Genomic DNA, 233 nt, shown 5'->3' on the forward strand with positions numbered 1-233 from the left:
CATAACAAAAGCCTGAGAAAGCAAAACAACTTCTTCAAAAAACTTACGCATGCGCCCCTCAACCATTTTTTCAATAATATTTTCAGGCTTTCCAGATTGACGTGCTTGCTCTGAAAAAATTGCTTTCTCACGCTCAATAGCACTGGAATCAACATCTTCCGCTGTTAGCGCTAACGGATTGGTTGCAGCAATATGCATTGCAACCTGCCTACCAAAAGCAGCTGCTGCCTTCT

1 pseudogene is annotated in these 233 nt (G+C 42.5%); it reads right to left on the reverse strand.

What is annotated here, in order from left to right:
- Window positions 1-233 (reverse strand): annotated as a pseudogene (locus tag ACFINS_RS11195) (elongation factor Ts); the annotation flags it as partial.

The organism is Bartonella sp. AA2SXKL (genome assembly GCF_042197205.1).
GTDB lineage: Bacteria > Pseudomonadota > Alphaproteobacteria > Rhizobiales > Rhizobiaceae > Bartonella.